The sequence below is a fragment of the Aeromonas sp. 9A genome (assembly GCF_963900955.1).
In the GTDB taxonomy this organism is placed as follows: Bacteria; Pseudomonadota; Gammaproteobacteria; order Enterobacterales; family Aeromonadaceae; genus Aeromonas; species Aeromonas salmonicida.
In genome coordinates, this window is the sequence record NZ_CAWRFG010000001.1 from 141990 (window position 1) to 168982 (window position 26993).

Annotated in this window: 25 protein-coding genes; 10 read left to right on the plus strand and 15 right to left on the minus strand. The window is 58.4% G+C overall.

The annotated features are described in order from the left end of the window. Positions 1-22: 22 nt before the first annotated feature. Both AACX78_RS00670 and AACX78_RS00675 read left to right on the plus strand, forming a co-directional pair. Entirely contained in the window at positions 23-928 is a 906-nt protein-coding gene (locus tag AACX78_RS00670; protein ID WP_005320039.1) for a LysR substrate-binding domain-containing protein, read from the plus strand. A 170-nt stretch (positions 929-1098) separates the two neighbouring features. Then, positions 1099-1539, plus strand: coding sequence for a TM2 domain-containing protein (locus tag AACX78_RS00675; RefSeq protein WP_021141250.1), 441 nt, complete (start codon positions 1099-1101; stop codon positions 1537-1539). A gap of 164 nt (positions 1540-1703) precedes the next feature. On the opposite strand, the gene AACX78_RS00680 is transcribed toward AACX78_RS00675, so the two are convergent. From AACX78_RS00680 to AACX78_RS00695, 4 genes are all read right to left on the minus strand, one after another. Further along, the gene (locus tag AACX78_RS00680; RefSeq protein ID WP_113721080.1) at positions 1704-2669 is read right to left on the minus strand and encodes an ABC transporter permease; all 966 of its coding nucleotides are present in this window, start codon (positions 2667-2669) and stop codon (positions 1704-1706) included. Positions 2670-2671: 2 nt separating this feature from the next. Further along, positions 2672-3790 (minus strand): ABC transporter permease, encoded by a 1119-nt coding sequence (locus AACX78_RS00685; protein WP_059113998.1) that lies wholly within the window; start codon positions 3788-3790, stop codon positions 2672-2674. 79 nt (positions 3791-3869) lie between these two features. Beyond that, positions 3870-5450: an ABC transporter ATP-binding protein gene (locus tag AACX78_RS00690; protein WP_159165110.1), complete on the minus strand. Its 1581-nt coding sequence runs from the start codon at positions 5448-5450 to the stop codon at positions 3870-3872. An 83-nt stretch (positions 5451-5533) separates the two neighbouring features. Next, entirely contained in the window at positions 5534-6532 is a 999-nt protein-coding gene (locus AACX78_RS00695) for a BMP family lipoprotein (RefSeq protein ID WP_017412538.1), read from the minus strand. Positions 6533-6960: 428 nt separating this feature from the next. Between AACX78_RS00695 and uvrD the strand changes: the two genes are divergently transcribed. Then, entirely contained in the window at positions 6961-9132 is a 2172-nt protein-coding gene (gene uvrD / locus AACX78_RS00700; RefSeq protein ID WP_159165111.1) for a DNA helicase II, read from the plus strand. Positions 9133-9232: 100 nt separating this feature from the next. Here uvrD and AACX78_RS00705 read toward each other — a convergent pair whose 3' ends face one another. From AACX78_RS00705 to AACX78_RS00715, 3 genes are all read right to left on the minus strand, one after another. Next, positions 9233-10117 (minus strand): SIR2 family NAD-dependent protein deacylase, encoded by an 885-nt coding sequence (locus AACX78_RS00705; protein ID WP_159165112.1) that lies wholly within the window; start codon positions 10115-10117, stop codon positions 9233-9235. A 6-nt stretch (positions 10118-10123) separates the two neighbouring features. Then, positions 10124-11107, minus strand: coding sequence for a ParA family protein (locus AACX78_RS00710; RefSeq protein WP_159165113.1), 984 nt, complete (start codon positions 11105-11107; stop codon positions 10124-10126). Positions 11108-11256: 149 nt separating this feature from the next. Beyond that, positions 11257-11694 carry a DUF2846 domain-containing protein gene (locus AACX78_RS00715; RefSeq protein WP_159165114.1) on the minus strand — a complete coding sequence of 146 codons (438 nt, stop codon included), beginning with the start codon at positions 11692-11694 and terminating at the stop codon, positions 11257-11259. A 212-nt stretch (positions 11695-11906) separates the two neighbouring features. On the opposite strand from AACX78_RS00715, the gene AACX78_RS00720 reads away from it, so the two are divergent. Further along, complete coding sequence (locus AACX78_RS00720; protein WP_201302922.1) at positions 11907-12380, plus strand: hypothetical protein; 474 nt, start codon at positions 11907-11909, stop codon at positions 12378-12380. Positions 12381-12430: 50 nt separating this feature from the next. Here the strand turns inward: AACX78_RS00720 and AACX78_RS00725 are convergent, their stop codons facing one another. Together AACX78_RS00725 and ydfZ are read right to left on the minus strand one after the other, a co-directional pair. Then, positions 12431-12961: an REP-associated tyrosine transposase gene (locus tag AACX78_RS00725; protein ID WP_159165116.1), complete on the minus strand. Its 531-nt coding sequence runs from the start codon at positions 12959-12961 to the stop codon at positions 12431-12433. Positions 12962-13237: 276 nt separating this feature from the next. Next, positions 13238-13435 (minus strand): putative selenium delivery protein YdfZ, encoded by a 198-nt coding sequence (gene ydfZ / locus AACX78_RS00730; protein WP_159165117.1) that lies wholly within the window; start codon positions 13433-13435, stop codon positions 13238-13240. Positions 13436-13719: 284 nt separating this feature from the next. Between ydfZ and AACX78_RS00735 the strand changes: the two genes are divergently transcribed. Continuing rightward, positions 13720-14220 carry a DUF1993 domain-containing protein gene (locus AACX78_RS00735; RefSeq protein ID WP_159165118.1) on the plus strand — a complete coding sequence of 167 codons (501 nt, stop codon included), beginning with the start codon at positions 13720-13722 and terminating at the stop codon, positions 14218-14220. Between the two features lie 60 nt (positions 14221-14280). Here AACX78_RS00735 and AACX78_RS00740 read toward each other — a convergent pair whose 3' ends face one another. Continuing rightward, positions 14281-14946: a DUF3313 domain-containing protein gene (locus tag AACX78_RS00740; protein WP_159165119.1), complete on the minus strand. Its 666-nt coding sequence runs from the start codon at positions 14944-14946 to the stop codon at positions 14281-14283. 265 nt (positions 14947-15211) lie between these two features. On the opposite strand from AACX78_RS00740, the gene AACX78_RS00745 reads away from it, so the two are divergent. After that, entirely contained in the window at positions 15212-15895 is a 684-nt protein-coding gene (locus AACX78_RS00745; RefSeq protein ID WP_192895816.1) for a chromophore lyase CpcT/CpeT, read from the plus strand. A 26-nt stretch (positions 15896-15921) separates the two neighbouring features. Here the strand turns inward: AACX78_RS00745 and AACX78_RS00750 are convergent, their stop codons facing one another. Then, positions 15922-16809, minus strand: coding sequence for a LysR family transcriptional regulator (locus AACX78_RS00750; protein WP_159165121.1), 888 nt, complete (start codon positions 16807-16809; stop codon positions 15922-15924). 101 nt (positions 16810-16910) lie between these two features. On the opposite strand from AACX78_RS00750, the gene AACX78_RS00755 reads away from it, so the two are divergent. The 3 genes from AACX78_RS00755 to AACX78_RS00765 all read left to right on the plus strand — a co-directional run bounded on the left by AACX78_RS00755 (position 16911) and on the right by AACX78_RS00765 (position 19077). Continuing rightward, positions 16911-17531 (plus strand): LysE family translocator, encoded by a 621-nt coding sequence (locus tag AACX78_RS00755; RefSeq protein ID WP_159165122.1) that lies wholly within the window; start codon positions 16911-16913, stop codon positions 17529-17531. A gap of 389 nt (positions 17532-17920) precedes the next feature. Continuing rightward, the gene (locus AACX78_RS00760; protein ID WP_265342319.1) at positions 17921-18346 is read left to right on the plus strand and encodes a DUF2920 family protein; all 426 of its coding nucleotides are present in this window, start codon (positions 17921-17923) and stop codon (positions 18344-18346) included. After that, positions 18346-19077: a DUF2920 family protein gene (locus AACX78_RS00765; RefSeq protein WP_265342320.1), complete on the plus strand. Its 732-nt coding sequence runs from the start codon at positions 18346-18348 to the stop codon at positions 19075-19077. Before AACX78_RS00760 ends, AACX78_RS00765 begins: the two co-directional genes overlap by 1 nt. Positions 19078-19159: 82 nt before the next feature. Here the strand turns inward: AACX78_RS00765 and AACX78_RS00770 are convergent, their stop codons facing one another. Next, positions 19160-20194, minus strand: a complete 1035-nt coding sequence (locus tag AACX78_RS00770) for a YeeE/YedE thiosulfate transporter family protein (protein WP_099994689.1) — start codon at positions 20192-20194, stop codon at positions 19160-19162. A 1333-nt stretch (positions 20195-21527) separates the two neighbouring features. On the opposite strand from AACX78_RS00770, the gene mgtA reads away from it, so the two are divergent. After that, positions 21528-24290 carry a magnesium-translocating P-type ATPase gene (mgtA, locus tag AACX78_RS00775; protein ID WP_159165123.1) on the plus strand — a complete coding sequence of 921 codons (2763 nt, stop codon included), beginning with the start codon at positions 21528-21530 and terminating at the stop codon, positions 24288-24290. Positions 24291-24425: 135 nt separating this feature from the next. Here mgtA and AACX78_RS00780 read toward each other — a convergent pair whose 3' ends face one another. From AACX78_RS00780 to rarD, 3 genes are all read right to left on the minus strand, one after another. After that, positions 24426-25073: a LysE family translocator gene (locus tag AACX78_RS00780; protein WP_005319980.1), complete on the minus strand. Its 648-nt coding sequence runs from the start codon at positions 25071-25073 to the stop codon at positions 24426-24428. A 116-nt stretch (positions 25074-25189) separates the two neighbouring features. Next, positions 25190-26008: an AraC family transcriptional regulator gene (locus tag AACX78_RS00785; RefSeq protein WP_159165124.1), complete on the minus strand. Its 819-nt coding sequence runs from the start codon at positions 26006-26008 to the stop codon at positions 25190-25192. A gap of 67 nt (positions 26009-26075) precedes the next feature. Next, positions 26076-26978: an EamA family transporter RarD gene (rarD, locus tag AACX78_RS00790; protein ID WP_159165125.1), complete on the minus strand. Its 903-nt coding sequence runs from the start codon at positions 26976-26978 to the stop codon at positions 26076-26078. Between the last annotated feature and the right edge of the window lie 15 nt (positions 26979-26993).

The following is a 26993-nucleotide window of genomic DNA, read 5'->3' on the forward strand; positions in this document are numbered from 1 at the left end:
TCACTTTTACACACAGGTAATAATGCTCGGCTGGGAAGGGATCTGTGAATTTGTCAGCGTGGCGGAGCAGGGAGGCTTTACCCCGGCTGCGCGCAAGCTGGGGGTGTCGGTGGCGCAAGTCAGCCGGCAGGTGGCACAACTGGAAGACAGGTTGCAGGCCAAGCTGTTGTTGCGCACCACCCGTCAGGTGCGGCTTACCGAGCTGGGCGAGATCTACTATCGCCACTGCCGTCAGCTGCTGGACAACCTCTACGAGGCAGAGCTGGCGGTGGGACGCCATCAGGCGGTGCCGCAGGGTTCCCTGCGCATCACGGCGCCCGTCTCTTACGGTGAAAGCCGCATTGCCCCACTGGTAAACGACTTCATGGTGCGTTTCCCCCAGCTGGAGGTCACTCTCAACCTCACCAACCAGCTGCTGGATCTGGTGCACGAAGGTTACGATCTGGCGATCCGGCTTGGCCACCTCAAGGATTCGAGTCTGGTGGCGCGCAAGCTGGCGCAACGGGTGCCCTATGTGTGCGCCTCGCCAGCCTACACAGCCCGCCACGGCATGCCCAACAGCCTCTCCGAGCTGACCCGCCATACCTGTCTGGTGGGCAATGGCGACGAGTGGTACTTCACCCTGGATGGCCGCCCTCACAGCGTGCGGGTGCACGGTCTGTTGCAGTGCAACAGCGGCCACGCCCTGCTGGATGCGGCGCTCAAGGGGATCGGCATCATCCAGCTGCCGGACTACTACGTGAGTGACCACCTGGCCCGGGGGGAGCTTATCGAGCTGCTGCCTGAGCTGCGGGCACCGGAGGAGGGGATCTGGGCACTTTATCCCCACAACCGCCACCTATCCCCCAAGGTACGGCTGCTGGTGGACTATCTGGCCGAGCGGCTGAGCGATCCTAACCAACCCGCCCTGGTTCGCCCGGTTGGCTGATAGGGGTAGCTGTATGTATAAAAGAGAGGGACCACAGGGGGCGGGCAGAATACCAATGTATCCAGATGGATTTTTGTTTCATATGAGCCTTTCTTGATGTAGCCTGTCAGCCGAATTAGACCTGCTCATGCTTGGTCTTTTTTCCTCTTCTTGCTAAAGGACAGATAATAATGAAAGGCACGGTTATTGATTTTAATGAAACAGCTCGTACCGGTTTGATTTCTGGGGATGATAGTAATAGATATCAGTTTGATATTACTGAGTGGAAAGGCAGCCAACTGCCTAAGAATGGCTTGAAAGTTGATTTCTCTATTGAAGGCGAGCACGCAAAAGCCATTTACGCCATCGCCTCTAATGTTGGGGCATCCAAGAAGGTGGCCGCTGCATTGTTTGCGTTTTTCCTGGGTGCCTTCGGTGCGCATAAGTTTTATCTTGGCTACACCAAGCAAGGTGTGATCATGCTGCTGATTTTCTTGTTTGGTTTTATTCTGTTAGGTTTGCCATCGGTCATTATCGGGCTTATTGCCTTCATCGAATTTGTTATTTATATATCTAAATCAGATGAAGAATTTGAGCAGACCTATATCATCAATAAAAAGGTATGGTTCTAGCAGATAGCTTATTCTGGTAATTAGCAATCCTCTAATAAACATCTCGGATTGCGGAAGAACCCACTCTTTGAAAAAGAGTGGGTTCTTTTCATTGCTCAAGTCAGCGTATCCAGGGCATCAGGTTGAGGCCCACTTCCGTGGGCCTCTTGCTGAGAGCAGCAGGGTTACTCCCGCTCCTTGACGTAGGGGGTACCGAGCGCCTTGGGGGCCACCGCCTTGCCGATGAAACCGGCCAGCAGGAACACCGTCAGTATGTAGGGCAACGCCTCTATGGCCTGCACTGGAATGGCGAAGTCACCTATGCTGACCCCTTGCAGCCGGATGGCGACCGCATCGAGGAAGCCGAACAGCAGGCAGGCTGCCATGGCACTCCAGGGTTTCCACTTGCCGAACACCAGTGCCGCCAGTGCCATAAAGCCCTTTCCCGCGCTCATGTTGGGGATGAACTGGGCCGTCTGGGCTACTGCCAGATAGGTGCCGCCGATACCGGCCAGCAGGCCGCCGATAATGAGCGCCGTGTAGCGCATCCGCACCACAGAGATACCTGCGGTATCGACCGCTGCCGGGGCCTCGCCCACCGCCCGCAGGCGCAGACCGAAGCGGGTACGAAACAGCACCCACCAGGCCAGCGGCACGCAGGCAAATGCCACGTACTCCAGCAGGGAGTGACCGCTCAGCAGCTCGCTGTAGAGCTGGCCTATCACGGGCACGTCATACAGCTCCCTGGCATAGGGCAGATCTATGGGGGCGAAGCGGGCCGCACCGGATAGCGCCGGAGTCTGGCCACCCTGATCGAACCAGTAACGGCCCAGGGTCACGGTCAGACCGGCCGCCAGTATATTGATGGCCATGCCGCTTACCACCTGATCGCCTCTGTGGGTGATGGTGGCAAAGCCGTGCATCAGGGCGAACAGGATGGAGACACCCACGCCGGCGCCCAGACCTACCCAGGCAGAGCCGGAAACAGCCGCGGCCGCTCCCCCGGCGAAGGCGGAGGCCAGCAGCTTGCCCTCCAGCGCTATGTTGACCACACCGGAGCGTTCGCAAAACATGCCAGCCATCGCAGCCAGAATGAGCGGCGGTGCGGTACGAATGGTCGCATCCAGCATCAGGATCAGCAGTTCAAACATGATCACACTCCCTTGGCTTGCGCGGTTGAGCGATTGGCAAACGCCAGATAGAGCTGCTCGATGCGCGGACGCATCATGTGCTCAAGGGCGCCACAGAACAGAATCACCAAGCCTTGCAGCACCACCACTATGTTGCGGTCGACCCCGAACTCGAAGCTGAGCTCTGCCCCCCCCTGATAGAGGAAGCCAAACAGCAGGCTGGCGATGATGACGCCGACCGGATGGTTGCGACCCATCAGCGCTACCGCGATACCGGTGAAGCCGAACCCTTCCACGAAGTTGAGCTTGATCTGGTGCAGTTCCCCCTGCAGCACGTTGAGGGCGAAGAAGCCCGACAGCATGCCGGAGATCACCATGGCCAGGATCACCACCTTGGGATAAGAGATGCCCGCGTAGGCGGAGGCACTCTGGCTCGCGCCGACTGCCCGGATCTCGTACCCCCAGCGGGTATGCCAGATGAAGACCCACACCAGGGCCGCACAGATCAGCGCCCAGAAAAAGCTGATGTTGAGCGGGCTGTTCGGCATCTCCATGCCAACACCGCTCGCCAGCTCGCTCATCTTGGGCAGCCAGCTCGTGACGGCAAACACCTTGCTCTCGGTGGCCATGGAGCCGGGCGGCTTGAACACCTCGACCAGCAGATAGGCCATCAGGGAGGCGGCGATGAAGTTGAACATGATGGTGGTGATGACGATGTGGCTGCCACGCTTGGCTTGCAGCCAGGCCGGGATAAAAGCCCAGGCCGCACCGAACAGACCACCGGCTATGATGGAGAGCGGCAGCAGCAGCGCAAACGGCAAGGTGTCGCCGAGCAGCAGACAGACCATGCCAACTCCGAGGCCGCCGATATAGGCCTGACCTTCACCGCCGATGTTGAACAGACCAGCGTGAAAGGCCACCGCTACCGACAGGCCGGTGAAGATGAAACCGGTCGCGTAGTAGAGGGTGAAACCGACCCCTTCACCGGTACCGAAGGCGCCGTACCACATGATCTGGGCGGCATCGACTGGATTGATGTCGAGGTAATAGAACAAAATGGCCGACACCAGGAAGGCCAGCAGGATATTGACCGCGGGCAGCACGCCCACGGAGATCCAGGCAGGAATACGTGCTTGGCTCATCAGTGGGCCTCCTTGGCAATCTCGTCAGGCACCCGCTGTGCCATCATCCAACCAGATCCGATGCAGCTAGAGAGAACATTCATGTTGTGGCTCCTTGGGACTGGCTTGCCGCCACCTCATCGGGAACTATGTTCGCCATCATCAGCCCTATGGTGCGCTCATCCGCCTTGGCGGCATCCAGCTCGCCGACGATGCGACCGTCGGCGATGACCAGGATCCGGTCAGACAGGCTCATGATCTCGTCCAGCTCCACCGACACCAGCAGCACAGCCTTGCCCTTGTCGCGCATGGCGATGATCTGCTGGTGGATGTACTCGATGGCACCTATGTCGACCCCGCGGGTCGGCTGGCCGATCAGCAGCACATCCGGGTCCTGCTCCACCTCCCGGGCGATCACCAGCTTCTGCTGGTTGCCACCGGAGAAGTTGGCCGTCTTGTGATCGGGGTGGGGCGGACGCACATCCCACTTCTCCATCTTGGCCTGACAATCCTGCTGGATCGCCTCCTTGTTCTGCAGCCAGCCCTTGTTGTACTGGGGGCGGCGGTGATAGCCGAGGATAAAGGCCTCTTTCGCCTCGAAGCGGTTGATGAGTCCCATCTTGTGCCTGTCTTCCGGCACATGGCCGAGGCCATAGTTGCGCACCCGCTCAGGGTCGGCTGGATGAGCCAGGCTCACCTCGTGGGTCTTGCCGTCGTTGGTGATGGTGAAACTGCCCTTGCTGGGCTTGAGGATGCCGCCGAGCAGGCTGAGCAGCTCGGACTGGCCGTTGCCGGATACGCCGGCGATGCCGACCACTTCACCAGCTCGCACCTCGAAGCTGACGGATTTGACCCGCTCCACCCTGGCGTCATCGATATAACTGAGGCCGTTGACCTTGAGCTTGGCTGCCCCCGGCAGATTCGGGCCCTTGTCGACCTTGAGGCGTACCTTGCGGCCCACCATCAGCTCGGCCAGCTGCTCCTTGTCGGTATCCTTGGTCGCCACGTGGGCCACCATCTCGCCGCGGCGCATGATGGAGACCTGATCCGTGATGGCCAGGATCTCCCGCAATTTGTGGGTGATGAGGATGATGGTCGCGCCCTGATCTCGCAGCTTTTTCAGCACCTCGAACAGGTGATCCGCCTCTTGCGGGGTCAGCACGCCGGTCGGCTCGTCGAGGATCAGGATGCGGGCGCCGCGATAGAGCGCCTTGAGGATCTCGACCCGCTGTTGCAGGCCCACCGGCAGATCTTCGATCTTCTCGTGCAGCGGTACGTCGAGACCATAGTCCCGCGCCAGCTCGCCGAGCAGCTTCTCGGCCGCCGCCAGACTCTGGCCCAGGTGCCAGCCGTTCTCCGCGCCGAGGATGACGTTCTCCAGCACGGAAAAATTGTTCACCAGCATGAAGTGCTGGTGCACCATGCCCACGCCTGCGGTGATCGCATCTTGTGAGCCATGGGGGTTGAAGGGGTTGCCGTCGATGAACATCTCGCCTCTGTCGGCGTGGTAGAAACCGTAGATGATGCTCATCAGGGTCGACTTGCCGGCGCCATTTTCGCCGACGATGCCGTGAATACTGCCTTTTTGAACCTTGAGGTCGATCTGCTTGTTGGCGTAAACGTCGCCGAACCGCTTATCGATACCCCTTAATTCGATGGCATAGCGATCTGTCTGGTCCATGATGCAGTCCTTGCGAGTCATGAAAAGAGACTAAAAACCGGCCCGTGCGGGCCGGTCATCGGGTTGAGAGTCGTAGCGGTAACTCAGTATTTGCAGGTGCTGTCGCTCATGTAGTCATGCACCTTGACCTTGCCGGCAATGATGTCGGCCTTGATGGCTTCCACCTTGGCTTTCATCTCGGGGGTGATCAGCTTCTCGTTGTCCTTGTCGAGTGCCCAATCCACACCGCCCTCGGCCAGGCCCAGGTTCTTGATCCCCGGTTTCCAGGTGCCTTTGGCGGCATCATCCCAGGTTTGGTAGGCGGCCAGACCGACCGACTTGACCATGGAGGTCAGCATGGTGCCCGGTTGCAGGTGGTTCTGGTTGGAGTCAACGCCGATGGCGAACTTGCCTTCGTCCTTGGCGGCCTGATAAACACCGATGCCGGTACCGCCAGCGGCGGCATAGACCACATCAGCACCCTTGGCGAACTGGGATTTGGCCAGCTCGGCACCCTTGGCCGGGTCAGCAAACGCCGCCGGTGTGGAGCCTGTCATGTTCTGGAACACTTCGATCTTCGGATTGACGTACTTGGCACCCTGCTCGTAGCCGCACTGGAACTTGCGGATCAGCGGTATGTCCATGCCGCCCACGAAGCCGACCTTGCCGCTCTTGGAGGCGATGGCAGCCAGCGCACCCACCAGGAAGGAGCCTTCATGCTCCTTGAAGATGATGGATTGCACGTTCGGCTTGTCGACCACCATGTCGATGATGGTGAACTGGGTTTTCGGGAATTCGGTTGCCACTTTCTCGACGGCCGAGCCCATGTTGAAGCCGACGGCGACGATGGGGCCGTTGCCACGGCTGGCCAGACGACGCAGACCCTGCTCGCGCTGGGCTTCGTTCTGGGGTTCGAACTCCTTGACCTTGACCCCCTTGTCCTTGTTGTAGACTTCGACGCCGTTGCGGAACACGGCTTCGTTGAACGACTTGTCGAATTTGCCGGCGGTGTCATAGATGACGGCGGGTTGGGTGGCTGCCTGGGCAGAGAGGGCAGCGAGAGTGAGGGCGGCCACGGTGGCCAGCTTGAGCACTTTAGTCACGATCGTATCCTTGATTGTTATGTGAGGGTCCACAGCCTGCCGGAGCAGGCATAAAGCACGCTGGCTAACTGTAAGTGAGCCATGGAGCGGGTCAAGCAGATCATAAAGGAAAAACGTTTGCGGTAACGGTTTGAAATATAAGCAGATCAATTTATAAGTGTTTGTTTTAATGTCTTTTTTTAGATTTAAATTCTGTGAGATTCAGGCTTCAAACGACATTTTTGTTTACATTCATATGGTTATAAGCAAGCGTTTTCGTCTGGACGGAGGAGAAGCGGTTTCTATTGGTGCCGGTTCATGATTTTCCCGGTCCCGGCCCGCCACCAAGCCGCCCCTGTACAAGCGCAGCGGCTCGTCATTCACTCGGATTTGGTCTGTGGCGCCACAGGTCGTATAATCCCCGCCTGTATAAATAAACAGGAGTGGTGATGGACGTTTCAACCCTGCTCGACGGGCTCAACGACAAGCAAAGAGACGCGGTGGCGGCCCCTCGCAGCAATCTGCTGGTGCTGGCGGGCGCCGGCTCGGGCAAGACACGGGTGCTGGTGCACCGTATTGCCTGGCTGATGCAGGTGGAGCGTTGCTCACCCTTCTCCATCATAGCCGTGACCTTTACCAACAAGGCCGCCGCCGAGATGCGCGGCCGGGTCGAGAAGGTGTTGGGCAGCATGCAGCGCGGCATGTGGATCGGCACCTTCCACGGCATCGCCCACCGTCTGCTGCGGGCTCACCATCTGGATGCGGGTCTGCCGCAGGATTTCCAGATCCTCGACTCCGACGACCAGTACAGGTTGATCCGCCGCGTCATCAAGGCGCTCAACCTCGATGAGAAGCACTGGGCCCCCCGCGCCGTGATGAGCTACATCAACGGCAAGAAGGACGAGGGCTTGCGCCCCGGTGACATCGATCTCTACGGCGACCCCGTCACCCGCACCTATCAGCAGATCTACAAGACCTATCAGGAGACCTGCGATCGCTCCGGGCTGGTGGACTTCGCAGAACTCTTGCTGCGCGCCCACGAGCTGTGGCTGGGCAAGCCCCACATCCTCGAGCACTACCGGGATCGCTTCCAGAACATACTGGTGGACGAGTTTCAGGATACCAACGGCATCCAGTACGCCTGGCTGCGGATGCTGGCGGGCGACAGCGGCAAGGTGATGATCGTCGGCGACGATGACCAGTCCATCTACGGCTGGCGCGGCGCCAAGATAGAGAACATCCAGCGCTTCCTGACCGACTATCAGGGGGCGCAGACCATTCGCCTGGAGCAGAACTACCGCTCCACCGCCAATATCCTCAAAGCCGCCAACTGTGTCATTGCCAATAACTCGGAGCGGCTCGGCAAGGAGCTGTGGACCGAGGGGGCCGAGGGTGACCCGATTTCCCTCTATGCCGCCTTCAACGAGGTGGACGAAGCACGCTTCGTGGTCGGTCGCCTCAAGGATTGGAAAGAGAAGGGCGGCTTGCTGGCCGACTGCGCCATTCTCTATCGCTCCAACGCCCAGTCGCGGGTGCTGGAAGAGGCGCTGATGCAGGACGCCATGCCCTACCGCATCTACGGCGGCCTGCGCTTCTTCGAACGGCAAGAGATCAAGGACGCCATGGCCTACCTGCGGCTGATCAACAACCGCGGCGACGACGCCAGCTTCGAGCGGGTGGTCAACACCCCGACCCGTGGCATCGGTGATCGCACCCTCGAGATCCTGCGCACCAACGCCCGGGATCAGGGACAGAACCTCTGGCAATCGGCCAAGGGGCTGCTCAATGACAAGGTGCTGACCGGTCGTGCCGGCAATGCTGTGCGCGGCTTTGTCGATCTGATCGATGCGCTGGAGGAACAGGTCGGCATGCTGCCGCTGCACCAGCAGGCGGATATCGCCATCCAGCATTCCGGCCTCAAGGCCATGTATCTGGCGGAAAAGGGCGAGAAATCCCAGGCACGGGTAGAGAACCTGGAGGAACTGGTCACTGCCTGCCGTCAATACCAGCGCCCGGACGAGCTGGAAGAGATGAGCGATCTCTCCGCTTTCCTCGCCCACGCGGCGCTGGAATCCGGCGAGAATCAGGCGGATGAATATGCCGACGCTGTGCAGCTGATGACCTTGCACAGCGCCAAGGGGCTGGAGTTCCCGCTGGTGCTGCTGGTGGGCGTGGAAGAGGGCATGTTCCCCAGCCAGCAATCGACCGAGGAGTCGGGCCGCTTGGAAGAGGAGCGGCGCCTCTGTTACGTCGGCATGACCCGCGCCATGGAGAAGCTCTACATCTGTTATGCCGAGAGCCGCCGCATCTACGGCCGCGAGATGTTCCACAAGCCGAGCCGCTTTATTCGCGAGATGCCCGCCGAGTGTCTGGAAGAGATCCGGCTGCGCACTCAGGTGAGCAGACCCACCCAGTACGGCCGCTTTAGCCAGAATGAGGTGCAGCAGAGCTTCGACGCCAGCGGCATCACGCTCGGCCAGCGGGTGCTGCATCCGAAATTCGGGGAAGGGATAGTGCTCAACTTCGAAGGGGTCGGCCAGCAGAGCCGGGTGCAGATCCAGTTCGACGACGTCGGCGCCAAGTGGCTGGTGACGGCGTATGCCCGCCTTGAGGCGCTGTGATTTTTCCCGTCTTTTGAAATAACCAACCCGGCTTAGGCCGGGTTGGTGTTTTTATATTAGCCATATCTATAGATTTAAGGACTCAATCGTTATACAATTTTCACCAATTCCTAGTTTCTATTAATTCTTCACGCTTTTCGCCAACTTTATCATAAAGCTCTGATACAAAATCAACTAAACCTGAGTGATGCTCATCTCTAGGGTCATAGGTAATTGTTTTTAGATTTCTGTTGTTTCTCAAAGATTTTTTCAGATCGCTATTGATACCTTCTCCGGTTAAGAAGTAATGGGGGTTGTTTGAACCTTGAACAGTGCTGAAGCACTGATTTTCTAATAAAATATTTATGTCTGGATCATTATGACCACAGCCTATAAACAAGAAGGAATGAGACATAAGTGCAGCATCAAACGCAGCGTAAAATAAATTATGTTTACTTCTTGCTTGAGCATACTCTTTCTGTGTAAAGATCAGATTTGCTGTAGAGGATAAACTGCCATGCACCTTAACGATATATCTTGACTCCCCTCTTAAAAACTCAACAATATCTGTGTCATAATAGTGTTTAACAAATTGAGATGTGTCATTTATTTCTCTTGATTTTGTTTCAAAAATATCATCAAAATTCAACGAAAAAACAACTCTTGTATCAATAAGGGCAATTAACTCATGCAATTTTCCAGGAGAAAATCTCGGCGTAATAAACTGAGATCTTAAATATGAAGACCAATCTTCATCATATAGATCTTTTATCCACTCACACGCATGCAGTAAATCACCAGAATTTATAGCATTATAAATATGCTCGGTTCTTTCATTTCTATCATAGCGTTCAATAGCAGACTGAAGAAATTCTTTCCAGACAGGAGGCCTTGTTACGCCATCAGCTGCTATAGCATGTTTTGAGACTCCAGAGCCGATAACAATGATTGTTCTACGGCGTGCAAGATCCTCTATTAATCGGGGTGGCCATGTATCTAGTAACATTTAGAATTACTCCGCCCCAGATCTGTCTGCAATTTCTTTTGCTACTTTTCCAAAAATATCTTTAGACTCTTTAACCTTCGCAAAATGTGCTCCAACTATACCATCTTGTGACGTCAGTGCAAAAACAGGCTTTCTTCTAGATTGAGACATTGGTGCTAAGCTATATAAATTAGGAATCTTACCTATTTCAAATGGAGATATCGGCTTGAGTGCACCGTCAAAGTGACTCTCTATTTGATAGTCTATTTGCCTAATTATTTCTTCATATGACTTTACTGGTCTACTTTCACCATTACTGTCTCTCTTAGCAATGTATTGCTGTGAAACATAACCAAGGAATTTAGCACCACAGGTTTTTTTGGCCCTCTTAACCACAGGGTCATTACCATCCAATGAAGGACTATTTATTGAATAATTCCATTGAGTTCTCCATTTATTCATCCATTCACTAATGTTTTCAAATGCCTTGAGGGAGAATATATCCACGGATAGCGGACTAACAAAGAAGTCGGTTGAGAGAAGAATGGAACGATTTATTGCGCCAAGTGAAGGGCTTACGTCAAAAAGAACAAAATCGTAGTCTGTAAGCCTAGATAACAAATCTTCATATATTAACGTGCTAGAAAGCCCCCTAACTTTATGTATCTGAGCCCATTCTTCAGCAAGAAAATCTTCAGCCATAGATAACCTAGGGCTACCACAGATAACATCTACATTAAATGATGCAGACCGCTCAACAGGGATTCTATTGGCATAACCAGTGCCTTCTATAACGCCTTTGAAAATAAAATCAATGTTTCTTGATTCATTATTTATGATCTGCTCTAACTTATCATCATGGAATATATACTGAGATGCGTTGCACTGTGGATCACAATCAACTATACACACACGGAATCCCATTTCTTGACTGAGATAGGCTGCGACGTTACATAGTAAAGTGGTTTTACCCACACCACCTTTATTATTAAAAAAACTAATGGAAATCATACCGTTACCTGACTTTTATGCATGTATTTCAAAGACTATATCATGATGAAAGGAAAATATAGAAATGAGAATCTGGGACACCCACGTTTTTGACGGTGGCGTAGCTGTGAAGCTACGCCGTGCTCTTTAAGTAAAGAGAGCAAGTCTAGTCACTTAACCAGCTTGCTCTCTATCACCCCTTGTTTGCCCTCCTCTTCACTGACCTGACTCAGCTTGGAGCGGGCCATCAGCAGGCCCATTTTGACCTCCTGCCAGACGTAGTAGTTTTTACCCGCCTCGGTGCTGAGGGTCAGGGTAGCATCGTTCTCCGACTTGGAGGTGATGGTGTGGCTGCCCGGCGTCACCTGCTTGAGGATATAGCTGTGGGCCACCGTATCGCCTACGGCAAAGCCATCCACCAGCACCGGCATTTTGACGGCAGTGCCGAAGGTCTCGTTGCGATAGATATAGAGGTTGGCCGCATCCTTGGGTGCCACAAACTGCTTGGCCTGGGCGTCAGCGGTGGCATCGGCCATGGGAACGGAAGCACAACCGGAAAGCAGGGCCGCCGACAGCAGAGCGGCACTCATCATTATTTGCCTGAACATAGTGATTTTTTTAGTGAGTGAACGGAGAAGAAAGGTTCGCATGGGGCTTGGTTGCCGGGCAACCACTCAAACCGCAGCCGGTGTGACGGGATTCAATATTCCGACAATTAACCGGCATAGTGCGGCACTTTGACTGTGCTACGAGCCGCGGCATACTGCCCCGTCAAAGATGGGAGTCATTAATGTCTAAATGGATACCGACACTGCGCCGGATGGGGCGCTGGTTTTTGCGAAAAACGGCGCTGGCGCTGCTGACCAGCCTGCTGTTTATGATCTCGTTCACCCTGTTTCAATACGCATCCTGGTTGCCTGCACTGACCGAGGATACGTCCCTCGAATGGAGTGGCCTCTCTTCAGGGCATACCTTTGCCGAACTGGCCCCGACCATGCTGGAGTTCAGCGTTGTGCTCGCTTGTGCTTTCTTGCCCCTGTTTTTGCTGACACCACGCACGCTGTTGCTGCCGCTCTTTGCCGGACTCTGGTTGTGGCAAACCTATGACCTCGCCTTTATGACGGCAACCGCTTCGACCTGGCTGCCGCACGAGATCATCTGGACCTTTATCCTGCCCCATACCCACTGGTTGCTGCTCACGTTGCTGCCGTCTCTGCTGCTGATCCGCCATCTCGGCAAACGGCTATTTGCCACGACACCAATAGGTGTCGTAGGTTCGATTAGCGAAGCGTAATCGGACGATCGCGTAATCGGCGCTTGCGGCGGAAAAATCCTTTCAAGGGGTTACTCCAATCTCTCCAACGGCCCATCCCCTGGCCCGCACCAATCCAGCGGATAGACGCCGCTCGCCACGTAATGATGGAAGGTGGAATACGGCCAATCGGCCACCCGTGTGACATGACCATGCTTGAGCGGGTTGATATGGACGTAATCCATATGGCGGCGGTAATCCTGCTTATCCCGGATCAGGTGTTCCCAATAATGGCGTTGCCAGATTCCCCGCTCCCCGTGGCGTAACCGGGTCTGGCTGCGCCGCTCGTTCACAGGCAATGCGCGGGAAAAGTGGCTTTTGATCAGCCGCCAACGCAGGGGGAAATCGCTGTCCCCTTCCGGCAAAGAGAGAATGCAGTGGAGATGGTCGGGCAACACCACCCATGCGTGAATGGCGAAGGGGTGAGCCTGTTGCACCTTGGCAACGCAGTGGCGCAGCAGGTCGATCTGCTCCACCAGCAACCGGTTGTTGCGCCGCTCCAGCAGGTTGACGGTAAAGAACCAGGTTCCTCCGGGCCACCACGCCCGTCGCCAATTGGCCATGCCCTTCCCCTCGCATAGGTCGAAAAGCCAAGCATAGCCTTGCCTCACTTCGATCTGCTTGCAGGCCGTGATGACGCGGATGTTACTTACGCGATCGTCCGATTACTCGATCGTCCGATTACGCTTCGCTAATCGAACCTACTCGAAGACTCAAACCGGCTTGAAGCAGTGCAATAGAAGGGTGGGTAAAACAGAGAGGGGAGATCAGAAACCCGGCCACCAGATGGGGCGCGGTGGCCGGGTGAATTGTAAAGAGTAGGGTGACAGGGAAAGGGATCAGCCTAGTCTAATCAACTCGATGGGCGCGTAACGCTCTTGAGTGTTTGCCAGCAGCACGCACTTCTCATGCTCCGCCTGATAGGGGGTCATGTTGTCGGTGTGGGCCTCTTTCAGAAAATCGACGGCGCCGGTGGCGGCAATCATCACACGCTGACCCTGCTTCAGCGCATTGCGGTTTCGGTCATAGATTTTCATGGCACTCTCCTTTTCTTGTGTTGTACCCGGTTGGAGGCCCGGGCTGCGGGATCAGCCTACGCCCCTGAAAAAGCGTGATGCATGTTGCAGATCAAAAAACAGCCAAAGAGGGACTCGGTGGATCGGCGAAGGAGAGCGTGCCTGCCGCGCAGTGTGGTCGTCCAATCCTGTCGCTGGGAGGGTAGGTAGATTCTGCTTTTTACGGGGGCGGGCTCGAACAAACGGGGGGATGCGCTATAGTGGTGCCGCTCGTTTTACTGCCTTCAACCAACCGAGAGTGCATTATGAATCGTGATATCGCAGCCCAGTTTATCAAGATGCTGACCAACCTCGACCAGTGCCTGGCCAAGGCCGAGGCCCACGCCGAGGCGAAGCAGTTCAATGTGGACAATTTCTTCAATGAGCGCCTCATCGTCGACATGCTGCCGTTGGCCAAACAGGTACTGATCTGCTGCGACAGCGCCCGCGCCGTGGTGGCCACCGCCAGCCACAGCGAGCTGCCGGTACTGGGGGATGAGCCGAAGACGATGACGGATCTGCGTGCCCACGTGACCAAGACCATCGCCTATCTGCAGAGCAAGCTGGAGGCCGACTTCAGCCAGTATGCGAGTGGCCATTACTACCCCTACTGGGCCGGTGGCAAGGGGATGGACGGCCATACCTGCGTCTATGAGTACGGTATTCCCAACTTCTACTTCCACCTCACCATGACCTATGCCCTGTTGCGCCGGGCTGGGGTCGATCTCGGCAAGAGGGACTATCTGGGTGGGCTCAATCTGCAATAAGACGCCCATCAGAGACAACAAAGCCTGCCCCGTGGCAGGCTTTGTTGTTTTCGGTCCGGGTCAGCGTCCCAGGTTGTCAGCCAGCTGTTTGGCGCGACTGGCAGCCCACTGGTCGATCATCTTCTCCATCTCCTCGGCGGTGATGGGTGAATCCTTGTGGGTGGTATCCGGGCTCTCGCGGGCATCCATCACCCGTACCAGCAGCTTGCCGCTTTGGGAGTCGAGCAGCTGGGCCATGCTGCCCACTTTGAGCAAATAGGGCTCCTTGCCGATCACTTCGCGGGTGACGTTGATGGCGAGCTTGGCGGGCAGCAGATCTCGCAGGTTGGGGTCGGGACGGGTCAGGTCGAAGTTGGTGACGGCCGCCTGGATCCGCATCACCTTAGGTCCGGGTGCTGTAGCAATCTTGACGCCGTGCTTGATCAGCTCACTCTGGAAGGTGTCGTGGTAGTAGCGACCAATCTGGTTCTGGTCGTTGGCTGTCAGCAGATACCACTGGCCATTCTCCTGACGGATAAACTGCAGCGGATCGAGCAGTACCTCATGGTATTGGCGCAGGTCCACACCGGGCTCTTTGTAGACGCGCTGGTTGGGGTTGCTCTCACTCGGCTGGAAGGCACTCAAGGGGACAGTGTGCAGTGACTGCAAGCTGTAGGAGACCTGATTCTTCACTGCGCAACCACCTGACAGCATGGCCACCATGCCTACGATTAAGGCTTTTTTCATCTTTGACTCCTGATTTCGTCAATTGCCCGACTCTGAGATCCGCTGCGCAGGGCAAGAGTGATAACCGATCCAAAGAGCGCCCACAAGGGGAGAGTGCCGACCGGTTCAGCTTGCATCCAAGGCGTCAGGCCGCCGGGTCCGGAGGCAGGCGCTGGCGCTAACAGCATGATTTTGCGTTGGATTGGTAAGGATTTGATCAAGGTTGAGGTTATTGCGGCCATTCGCTCATATAATCGCCGCCATGAAAATGATTCGGATGGATTCGATGGTCACGCTGATGGCGGCCCTGTTCGGGCTGCTCTGCACCAGTCTGGTATGGGCGGCACCCACACCTTTTGTCGCCATTCCGACCGGCCCGTCAGCGGCCAGTGCGACAACGACCCGGGCCGGCATGGAGCCGTTGCTCTCCTGGTTTACCGGTGAGTTTTCCAGTCGCGAGCAGGCCGGCTATGACACTCGTTTCACCAGCGCCGAGCTGCGGCTGGTGGAGATTTGGCCCGGTTATCAAGGCTTTCGCTGGGTCTATGCCGAGCAGTTCCTGACCGAGCGATCGGTGCGCCCGTTCCGTCAGCGTATCTACCGTTTTTCTCCCGTGCCCGACGGCCGCATCCTGATGGCCGAACTGACCATGCCCAGAGCCGTCGACTTTGCCGGTGCCTGGCGCGACCCCGGACTGCTTGACTCCCTTACCCCGCAACAGCTCTCTTTGCGCCAGGGCTGCGAGGTCTGGCTGAGCCGTCAACCCTCAGGGGAGTATGCAGGCCACAGCAAGGTCGGCAGCTGCGCCACCAACTTCGGCGGTGCCAGCACACTGGTGCAATATCTCTGGGTCGGCCCCGACAGCGTCAGATTGCTGGATCGCGCCTACGACAACGAGGCCCATCAGCGCTGGGGCAGCCCGGGTGAGGGTTATGTCTATCTGCGCAAGGTGAAGCAGCGCGGGGAGTAGCCGGCCTGGTCTCCCTCTTGAGCGGGCTAATCCAGTTCATGGCGCTGCTCGCTGAGGTAGTCGATCAGCAGTCGAAGCCGCAGCGGCATGGGTTCTCGGGCGGGATAGAGCATATTGACAGGGCGAGGGGCAGGTAGAGCATCCGGCAGTATTTCCAGCAGGACGCCGCTTTCCAGCTCCTGAGTCAGCAGGGCCCTGGGTTGCAGCACTATGCCCGCATGGTTGATCGCGGCTACCTTGAGGGCGCTGCCATGGTTGCTGATGAACTGGCTGTCCCACAGGTGCAGGTGTTCGAGGGGAAACTCCTCGGCCAGGCTCGATTGTGTCAGCCAGGGGGTGAAACCCAGGCACTGATGGCGGGCCAGGTCAGCCAGTGCCATGGGGGTGCCGTGGCGTTGCAAATAGCGCGGCGAGGCGCAGAACACAGAGGTTGAGCTGGTCAGTGGGCGAGCGATATAGGCGGCATCCTTGGGGGTGCCGACCCGAAAGATGAGGTCAAAACCGTCGCCAATCACATCGACCAGCCGATCGCAGAGATCCAGTTCGATGCGGATCTGTGGATACTGCGCCATGAAGCGGCACAGCAAGGGGGTCAGCCGATAGTTGCCGAAGGTGATGGGGGCATTGATGCGGATCTTGCCCGCCGCCTGACCTGTGTGGGCCCGGGTGTTCTGCTCCAGTTCCCGATAGTGCTGCAACAGGTTCTGGCAACCGCCGAGGTACTCTCTGCCCGCCTCGGTCAGGCTCTGGCGGCGGGTGTTGCGATTGAGCAGACGGGATCCGACCCTGGCCTCCAGCCACTTGATGTACTTGCCTATCATGGCCGGCGTCATCTCGAATCTCTCCGCGACGGCACTGAAGCTGCCCGCGCGGGCGACCTCGACGAAGATCTCGATGGCGGTCAGACGGTCCACTCTAAACTCCTGGTTTATAAAGCCGAGCGCCACTATGTCTGGCTGGCGAAGCGGCTGTCAATATACTGGGCGGCACCACACCGACCATGGAATGCCCTGTGATGAGTCTCGAATATTACGCCCTCTACCTGCTGCTCGCCGTGGGGACTGTGCTCAGCCCCGGGCCTGCGGTGATCTACACCATAGGCAACACCCTGACCCGGGGGACCCGCCACGCCATCGCCGGTTTTGTCGGGGTGGCGGTAGGGATCCTGCTGGTGGCGACCCTGGCCTCGCTGGCAGTGCTCTGGTTTACCGGCTGGCTGGCCGAGGGACAGCAGATTCTCACCCTGGGGGGCGCTCTCTATCTGCTCTATCTGGGGGTGAACTCCTGGCGCCAGCGCGCGGTCAGCCCGGTCGTCGGGGCCTCGACCGATCGGGATTGCGGCCGCAGTTTCGCCAAGGGTGCGCTAATCAGCCTGCTCAATCCCAAGGCGATCATTTTCTTCACCAGCCTGTTTCCCCAGTTCATCGATTTTCGTCAGGGGGCGCTGGGCCAGTGCATGCTGCTGGCGCTGACCTTCAGCGCCGTTGTGTTGGTGGTACACGGCGGCTACTGTCTGGTGTTTCGCTGGGTGGGCTTGCAGGGGTATGGCGAGCGTTTCGCCAGAGGTATCAACCGGTTGTCGGCCGTGATGTTCACCGGCTTCGCAATCCTGCTGCTGATGAGGGCGCTGGGCTGAAGTAAAGGAGAGAGCTGTTGGTATGACACCAGCTCCGCAGCCATCAGGCCGGGACATAAGGAAAGGTATTTCAACGGGATGGCGCACTTGTGCGCCATCCCGTTACTTCATTAGAGCTTGAACAGCGGCCGCAGGCGGCTGCCGATGCCAGCCTCGCCCCCAGGCTCCCCAGCCAGAATATGCCGACATGGAGTTGATAAAGAGCGGCTGGGCTAGCCTGGGTTCCCTTCTATCCTCCCAGACGTAGGCTCAGTGAAAATCAGATTCTATTGACGCTCGTAATACAGCATGCTCGGTTCTTTTGGGGGGAATTGCATGGCGATAGCCAAGACCCAGTCTGGAATGGTCGAGGCGATGCGGGTTGCATCGCCGTCTATGAGGTAGACATAGTGTCCTATTACGAACACAGCGTGGCTGGTCACCGCGATGCCGAGCTGGGGCTCTGCGGCGAGCGCAAGGTGCGCTACCGGATCCATGGCTCCGAGATGGCCAGCGCGGGGATTGTGGTCTATATACCGGGATTTGGCGGCGATCTGGGTGCTTATAGCGAGGTATTTTGCGAGAAGGTGGCCGGCCACCACGGCATGGCTGCCCTCTGCGTCGACTATTTTTGCATGCGGTCGCGACCGTCAGTAGGGGCAAGTATCTCGTTGCTGCCGGACGAGCGGGCACGAGCCCTCACCTTGCTGGGATTGTCACCAGAGACGGCAGACAGTGACCTGCTGCGGGCGCTGGACTGTTTCCGGCCGCGCGAGCCGCTGCGTTTTCATGGTTTGCTCACGCCCCCGACGGCGCCTACCAGAACTTCGGTGTGATGGCGGCGCTCGATATCCTCAACGCCATCGAAGATGCCATGTGCCGTTACAATGGCAATCGCGACAACCTGATATTGGTGGGATCTTCCTATGGCGGCTATCTGGCGCAAATGGTCAACAAGTTTCGCCCCGGTTATGCCCGTGCCCTGTTCGACAACTCCTCCTGGGCCGAGCCCAATCTGGCGTATGTGGTAGGGCGGGATATAGGGGCGGTGGAGTACCAGTGTACTTTGCAAGGAGGTGTGGAGCTGGCGTTGTGCGTGTGTTCTCCCTGGCGGATGGTGGCCGGGCACCCTCATGAGTTTGACGTGGATGCCTTCATCATCCGCTCCTTCAGTGCCTCCCAGCTCGATCAGATGGCGGCGCAAGGAGGGGTGGCCACCTTCTGTCTCATGGTGCACGCCATCCATGATCCCATCGCCCCCACCGAGGCAAAACTGGCCATGGCGCGAGCCATGCTGGCGCGGGGCTTCAACGCCGAGTTGGTCCTGTTCGATGAGTCCAGCATTGATGGCAACTTCATTCGCAACATGGATCACGGCATGGGGCTCTCCATGCTGCAATTTTTCGAGCAGGGGCTGGCCCTGCTCGCCGAACGCTCGCCGTACTTTCACGCCACCCGGGCAACCGAGGTAACCTTGCACGCTGGTCACTCTGTTTATCACCTGGACTTTGGTGATCCCTCGGTGCGATTGCATTGCCACCGTATCGAGAGCATGGCGCCGGCCTGACGCCCCATGCCGGGGTGGGGCGTTTGCCAAAACAACAACGGGGGCTTGGCCCCCGTTGTTGTTTATATGGATGGAAAGTAGATCAGAGCTTGAACAGCGGCCGCAGGCGAATGCCGATCAAGCTGCCGGCCAGGGCCATCAGCATCCAGACCCAGCCGTGCAGGCTGCCCGACGCCGTACCGTCGAAGAAGCCACCCAGGTTGCAGGCGCTGTACATGGCGCCCATCCCCATCAGCAGGCCGCCCAGGATGGATGCCAGGCTGTTGCCGAGCCGCATCGGGGCGAAGTTGCCGCCACCGCTGATGCAGCGCGCCAGCATGGCCCCCAGGATCCCCAGCCAGAACATGCCGACCATGGGGTTGATAAAGAGTGGCTGCGCCAGTTTCGGGTTCCCCTCGAACAGGCCGAACAGGGAGGCGCCGCGCAGCGCCATGTCATAGACGGCGCCGGTGATGGTCCAGGCCGAGCCGTGCAGGGCGACCACGGAGGAGTTGAGCAGGGCGATGAGGATGCCGCCGGTCAGCACGGTGAAGCGGCCGTCGCGCCAGAACAGGTTGCCACCGCTGAAGAGGGGCTTGAGCTCGCCGGTGCGTTTGAGTTCGCTCTTGCGAAACAGCAGGAAGAGCACGGCGACCAGCGCCAGGTTGAGCAGCATGCCGCTCCAGAGATTGCCGGTCAGATCCTTGGCCAGCACTACATGGCTGGAGAAGGTAGCTTCCAGCTCGGGGCGGAACTGGTTGCTGATCAGGGTGCCGATGCCGTAGCAAATCAGCACCAGCCAGAAGCGGGGTTGCCCCTCGCCGCAGCAGTAGAGGGTGCCGGTGGCGCAGACGCCCGCCAGCTGCATGCCGATGCCGAACAGGAAGGCGCCGACGATGAAGGGAATGCCGATGGCCATCACGTTGCCCACCATGGCGTCGCCAAACAGGGCGTGGCTAAAGGAGAGGAAGCAGGTGAACAGCAGAATTTCGATGGCGATGGTGAGCAGGTGAACCCGCACATAGTAGCTGTTGCGCTTGGTCAGCATTTCGCGCCAACCGAAGACGATGCCGAAGCGGCTGAAGGAGAGGGTGAAGCCGAAGCCGAATCCTAACAGGGCCATCAGGGCCCATTTCATACCAAAGGTGTTGCCGAGCCAGAGTAACGCTCCCCCCGCGATTGCCACGATGGGGAGCGACCATTTTCGATTCATCTTGTTGTTTCCTGTGCGTCATGTGTGAGTGGAAGCCGTGCATCCTATTCCCACATTGAGTCCGATTCCAGCGCGGATCCGTGCCTGTGGCGGAAAATGAAAGCGAAACCCTATCCAGATCAATTCCTGGCAAGGGCACATGGCGAAATGAGTATGAATCTATTTCAGGGGTGGGAAATAATGGTGTGACGAGTGTGAAACTAATTAAATGGAAAAAGATGAATTTAAATTTTGCGCCATCGAATGCTTTTGGGTAGAATCTCGGCGTGTTATCAACAGATGGAAGGATATTATGGAAAGCGACAGTTGTAGCCGATTGCAAATCGCGATGTGGGCTTGCCAGAGCTGAGGTTGATATCCTTTCTTCCCCCTCACTCTGATTGCTCAGAGTGCAGCATAGAGTGCAGCATTTATATGAGTCATCTTCGACTCTCACAACCGCTTAATCCCGGCCTTCATCAGGGATTACCGTTGTAAATCTGGATTGTTCCGCCCATCTGCGAGCCATGCCGCCTCGCGACCCTGCAATTGAACGCTTCATCATGCGCCCCGGGTGCTGCCCGTCAGGGCCGCCACAGCGTCGGAACCGTGCATCCGTACCGTGGCCGGGAAGTGATCGAGCGTAAAATAACAAGATGGACAATGCCATATTGAAAACAGATTCGTTTTCGATAGGACAGGTTGCGAAATAAAATAATTGACGTGATTGCTCAATATATTTCGGTCGTGGCAAAGGTTGCGCCGTAATATTTCCATGGGGCGCGGTTTTCTCCGTTATCTTCACCCGCCCGGCATCGCTGATATTATTCCCTGCCCGGCATCCAGTTATTTCAAGCTGTCGTTATCCTTATTTCCTTTATGGGTGTATGCCGCTCTGGTGGCGGGATCACCGGACTCGTCCGCCGATAATACAGACCCGTGGGTCATGCTCGCCAACGACAGTGTATCTGGCTGTCAGTGGCCGCGCACGGCCCTCTCTCCACCCCACTCGGAGGATATCGTATGACCGAAGAGCCCAAGCCTCGACCCTCGGGGTCCACGCCTCCCCACGCCTGATCCCCTGCGGGTAACAGGATGCGGAGTCCTGATCCCTGAGAGCCCCCTACCTGCTGGCAAGCGTGCCCGACAGACATATCGTCTGGCGGCGCCATGCTGCGCCTGCACCAACCGGGGCCCATTGCCTGTCTCACATTAGAACTGACGCCTGGCCTGGCCCGCGTCAGGGCCTTGCTGCAAGCGAAAATCAGGATAAAGACTTATGAAGCAACAACATACCGCCAGCCGGCACAAGCAAAAGGGATTCGTCTCCCCGGGCCGTGCCAATGAGAAGCTCTCCTCACGGGTGCTCGACGAGGCCGACAAGTCCCTCGAATACACCCTCACTGCCGTGCGCGGCAATATCGACGGCCTGACCTCGACCGAGGCGGCCAACCGTCTGGTCCAGTTCGGCCCCAACGAGGTGACCCACGACAAACCGCCCCATCCGCTGATCCAGCTGATGCAGGCGTTCAAGAACCCCTTCGTGATGGTGCTGATCGTGCTCGGACTGGTCAGCTACGTGATGGACGTGCTGATGGCCGAGCCGGGTGACGAGGATTGGGTCAAGGTGATCATCCTCGGCGTCATGGTCAGCCTGAGCGGCCTGCTCCGCTTCTGGCAGGAGTACCGCTCGGCCAAGGCGGCCGAAACCCTCAAGTCGCTGGTGCGCAACACCGCCACCGTGCTGCGCCGCCCTTCGCCGGGGGCCCCCTCCCTGCGCAAGGAGGTGGCGATGGTCGAGCTGGTGGCCGGTGACATAGTGCACCTGCAGGCGGGGGACATGATCCCTGCCGACATCAAGCTGATCGAATCCCGCGATCTCTTCATCAGTCAGGCGGTGTTGACCGGTGAAGCGCTGCCGGTGGAGAAGTACGACACCCTGGGGGCCGTGGCCGAGAAGTCGGCGGACGGCAGCAGCACGGGAGAGGTGGGCCTGCTCGACCTGCCCAACATCTGCTTCATGGGCACCAACGTGGTGAGCGGCACCGCCAAGGCGGTGGTGGTGGCGACCGGCAGCGACACCTACTTCGGTTCGCTGGCCCGCAACGTGGTGAGCCACAAGCGCATCGAAACCAGCTTCGATCGGGGTGTGAACAGCGTCACCCGGCTGCTGATCCGCTTCATGCTGGTGATGGTGCCCGTGGTCTTCATGCTGAGCGGCGTCAGCAGTGGTGACTGGATGTCGGCGCTGACCTTCGCGCTGGCAGTGGCGGTGGGGCTGACTCCGGAGATGCTGCCCATGATAGTCTCCGCCAACCTGGCGCGGGGCGCCGTGGCCATGGCCAAACGCAAGGTGGTGGTCAAGCGGCTCAACTCGGTGCAGAACTTTGGTGCCATGGACGTGCTCTGCACCGACAAGACAGGCACCCTGACCCAGGACAAGATCATCCTGGAGCACCACTACGACGTGCGCGGCAGCCGAGATGACAGGATACTGCAGCTGGCCTGGCTCAACAGTCATCACCAGAGCGGCATGAAGAACCTGATGGACATAGCCGTGATCGAGCACGCCGATGCGCTGGGGGCGGGCTGCAAACCGGCTGGCTACAGCAAGGTGGATGAACTGCCGTTCGACTTCGTGCGCCGTCGCCTGTCGGTGATAGTGCAGGATGAGAGTGGCCAGCAGCTGATGGTCTCCAAGGGGGCAGTGGAGGAGATGCTCTCCGTCTCCAGCCACATCGACGACGGCAAGCAGATCCGCGAGCTGGATGAGATTGAGCGCCGTGCCCTGCTGCGCCGCAGCGAGGAGTACAACGCCGACGGTTATCGGGTGCTGATAGTGGCGACCCGCGATATCCCGGCCGCCGAGTGCAAGCAGAGCTACCGCACCAGTGACGAGGCCGGACTGGTGGTGCGCGGCTTCCTCACCTTCTTCGATCCGCCCAAGGATTCAGCCGCCCCGGCCATCCGTGCGCTGAATGACTACGGCGTGGCGGTCAAGGTGCTGACCGGCGACAACCCCATCATCACCAGCAAGGTGTGTCGCGATGTGGGGCTGAACCCGGGGGTGCCGCTGCTCGGCAAGGACATAGAGGTGATGGACGACGTGGCCCTGTGCGCAGTCGTCAAGCACACCACCATCTTCGCCAAGCTCACCCCGCTGCAGAAGTCGCGGGTGATGAAGGCATTGCAGGCCAACGGCAACACGGTCGGTTTCCTCGGTGACGGCATCAATGACGCCCCGGCGCTGCGGGATGCGGATGTGGGGATCTCGGTGGACAGCGGCGCCGACATCGCCAAGGAGACGGCCGACATCATCTTGCTTGAGAAGAGCCTGATGGTGCTGGAAGAGGGGGTGATAAAGGGACGCGAGACCTTCGGCAACATCCTCAAGTACCTCAACATGACCGCCAGCTCCAACTTCGGCAACGTCTTCTCGGTGCTGGTCGCCTCCGCCTGGCTGCCCTGGGCGCCCATGCTGGCGATGCAGATGCTGATCCAGAACCTGGTGTATGACGTATCCCAGATGCTGCTGCCCTGGGACAAGATGGATCCCGAGTTCCTCAAGCGCCCGCGCAAGTGGGAGGCCAGCAACATCAAGCGCTTCATGCTGTGGCTCGGCCCGACCTCCTCAGTGTTCGACATCAGCACCTTCTGCCTGATGTGGTTCGTGTTCGGTGCCGGCGCCATGTATGCCACCGCCAACGGCAGCATGGATCCCCTGGTCAATGGTCAGGCCATCATGAACTCGGGCTGGTTCATCGAGGGGCTGGTCTCCCAGACCCTGGTGGTGCACATGCTGCGGACCCGGAAGATCCCCTTCCTGCAGAGCACGGCCACTTTGCCGGTGCTGTTGTCGACCTCCATCGCCATCGCCATCGGCTGCTACCTGCCGTTCTCGCCGCTGGCGGAGCACTTCGGCTTCATCACCCTTGAGGCGCCCAGGTACTTCATGTGGCTGGTGATCACCATGCTGGCCTACATGGGGCTGACCCAGGCGATCAAGACCATCTACATCAAGCGCCATGGTCAGTGGTTCTGACGGGATAGCCTGGTCATCAAGCACCACCATCGGTGGTGCCCGGTGTGAACCAGATTGCCACGCGGGTCTTTATCCGAGTGAATGCAAAGAGGGATGGCTCAGGCCATCCCTCTTTTTCATGGGGCCGGGAGGAGATCAGTGCGGGACCAGGGCATAGGCCTCGCCAGCCATGCCGGTCAGGATGGAGAGGCTGACGGCGCCGAACAGCAGGCCCGTGACCAGATTGAGTGGACGCTGGATCCGGCCAAGCAGGCGTTGGGCCCGCGGGGTGGAGAGGCTCCAGGCCAGCACGCCGAACCAGACCAGAGAGAGCAGGAACAGCTCCAGCACCAGCAGGCCGCGCGTCAGCCCATCCACCTGCGGCGTCACCATGGCCGCCAGCAGTCCCATGAAGAACAGCAGCGCCTTGGGATTGAGCAGATTGGTGGCAAGCCCGCTCCCTATCCCCTTGCGCCAGCCCTGCTGCTCACCGCCAGCCTTGAGGGCCAGAGTTGCCGAGCTGTGCCAGGCGGCCTTGAGCGCCCCCCAGCCGAGCCAACCCAGATAGAGGGCGCCGACCACCTTCACCGCCATGAAGAGCCAGGGATGTTCAGCGATCAGCAGGCTGATGCCGGTCAGGCTGAGGGTGGCGTGCAGCAAGATGGCGAGTGCTATGCCGAGCGCAGCCCCCAGTGCCGTTGGCCTGTGCAGGCTGGTACGCAAGATCAGCGCGAAGTCCGGCCCAGGGCTCGCCAGGGCGATCAGGTGGATGAGACCTATGGTCAGAAACAGGCTGGTGAACATGGTGAAACCTCGATAACTGTATGAGGGGACAGCATGGGGGATCAGGGCGGGGAGGCGATTGTAAAAGATTGCATCTGCTGCCGGTCATCGACCGGGCTGGGCTGTCATGGACCTGGCTAGCCGGGCTGGCCCGTAAAAGACTGCATCTGCTGGCGGTAATCGGCGGGGGTCAGCCCGAATGCCTGCCGGAAACCGTGGTGGAAGTGGCTCTGATCGAAGAAGCCGACCGCCAGCGCCACCTCGCTTACCGGCAGGCCGCTGCCGAGCAGGCGCTTGCCCTGCTCCAGTCTCAGTCGCTTGAGCCAGGCATAGGGGGTCATGCCTGTCTTCTTCTTGAACTGACGCAGGAAGGCGAAGCGATCCAGCCCGAACAGGGCAGCCAGATCCTCCAGGCTGTGGCGCTCATCCAGTCGGGCCAGCAGATAGTCGCGCAGGTATCTGAGTTGGGGGTCCGCCAGGGCGTGGCGCTCCGGCGCTATGTGCAGCAGCTCGCCGAGCAGGCCCAGCAACTGGCTCTCCGCCAGCAGACCGTCTGGCTCGGAACCGTCCAGATACATGTGCAGCCGGGCGAAGCCCTGATAGAGGTCGGGACGGCTCTGCAAGCCCTTGTCGAAGAAGGGCTCGGGACTGTCCGGCAGCCAGCGCGCCAGCTGTTCGGGGGCGATGGCAAATACCCGCACCTCGTACCCTTCCGGCAGCAGGCTGAGGCCGTCGTGCATCTCGTCCGGGTTGACGGTGGAGAGCTCGCCGCGCACCAGATTGTGGCTGCTGCCCTTGTGGATGAATTTCTGGCCGCCCTGCTGCACCAGACCTATGTGATAGTCCAGGTGAACGTGGCGGCCATAGCTGAACTCCCTGTGGTGGGAGTGGGAGAGTTCAACCCCCGGCAGCAGCCGGGATTGCCAGTAGTGGATGCGGGATTGGGGAGCGCTCATCGGCTATTGATAACCTGAAACCTGAATATTGGCTTGTAGATTATTGCAGTGTCGACGCGCCATGCCGTCAACCCTGACTGGCAGCCCGACGCCGCTTGCCGCTGCGCAGTCCGTCCAGGCTGAACAGCACAAGCGCACTCCAGATGCAGCCGAAGGTGATCAGCTTGTCCGGTGTCAGCGCTTCCCCGTACAAAGTCACCGCCAGTATGAACATCAGGCTGGGGCCTATGTACTGGAAGAAACCCAGGGTGGAGAGCTTGAGGCGGGTGGCAGCTGCGGTGAAGCAGAGCAGGGGCGCCGTGGTGACGGCTCCGGCGGCGATCAGCAACAGATTGAGGTGCCAGTCGTTCTCTGTCATATGGCTGGTGGGGCTGTTGGCAAATCCCCACAGGTAGATGGCGGCTGGCGGCAGCATGATCATGGTTTCGATCAGCAGGCCGGTGAGGGCATCGAGGGCCAGCTTCTTGCGAATGAGGCCGTAGATGGCAAAGCTCGAGGCCAGTACCAGGGCTATCCAGGGCAGGGAGCCGAAGGCGATGAGCTGGACGGCGACACCGATCACCGCCAGCCCCACGGCCCACCACTGCAGGCGGCGCAGCTGTTCGCTCAGAAACAGCATGCCGAGCAGCACGTTGAACAGCGGATTGATGTAGTAGCCGAGGCTCGCATCCAGCATGTGGCCGTTGTTGATGGCCCAGATAAAGAGCAGCCAGTTGCCGCCGACGGTGACCGAAGTGAAGGCCAGGGTGAGCAGCACTTTTGGCTGGCGCAGCACGGCCTGCACCTTGTGCCACTGGCGCCCGAGCAGGGTCAGCACCATCAGCAGAACGCAGGACCAGATCATGCGGTGGGTCAGGATTTCGGCAGCCGGTACGGTGGAAAGGGTTTTGAAATAGATGGGGGCGAGACCCCAAAGGGTATAGGCGCACAAGGCATAGATGATGCCCTGACGCTGAACTTGTTGCTGCATGCGTGAATGTTGCCT